This is a genomic window from Vibrio sp. 2130-1, from assembly GCF_033339515.1.
This window is the reverse complement of record NZ_JAWOUT010000306.1, coordinates 1-681: the sequence shown is the minus strand read 5'-3', so window position 1 is coordinate 681 and position 681 is coordinate 1. Positions and strand designations below refer to the sequence as shown.

The window sequence follows — 681 nt, the reverse complement described above, 5'->3', positions numbered from 1 at the left end:
GTCACTTAAGCTTGTTTACGTTGAGCTGCTTTTTTCGCTAGCTTTGCTTCGCGTCGCTGCGCACGTTGCTTAGCACTTTCACCACCAACGTGCTGCTCGCCTCGTTGATCGGCTAATGAAACTTGCTTTTCGCGCTCGCGGAATCGCGCAACTTGCTCTTCTGAATGTTTGCCGTGACATTTCGGGCAGCTCACGCCTTGCTCGAACAATTCAGACTGCTTGTCTTCTTCTGTGATCGGTAATCGACAAGCGTTACACAAATCGTAATCGGCTTTCTCAAGCTGGTGGTTGACAGCCACACGACCGTCAAACACGTAACAATCGCCTTCCCACATGCTCTCTTCTTGTGGTACTTCTTCAAGGTATTTAAGAATGCCGCCTTCTAGGTGGTAAACTTCCTCAAAGCCTTGCTCTTTCATGTAAGCGGTTGATTTTTCACATCGGATACCACCTGTACAGAACATCGCCACTTTCTTGTGCTTTGCCGGATCCATGTTTTCTTTCACATAGCCTGGGAACTCACGGAACGTTTCGGTATTTGGGTTTACAGCCCCTTTGAAGGTGCCGATTTCGATTTCGTAATCGTTGCGAGTATCCACCACAAACACTTCTGGATCGGCGATCAAATCGTTCCAGTCTTGAGGTTTCACATACGTACCCACCACATGGCGAGGGTCGATG

The 681-nt window shown here is 48.6% G+C and carries 1 protein-coding gene; it reads right to left on the bottom strand.

Annotation, left to right across the window (positions count from 1 at the left end; translation table 11 throughout):
- Positions 1-5: 5 nt before the first annotated feature.
- On the bottom strand, positions 6-681 hold a 676-nt coding region (locus tag R7Q09_RS25900), incomplete at its 5' end, for a rhodanese-related sulfurtransferase (RefSeq protein WP_318143910.1).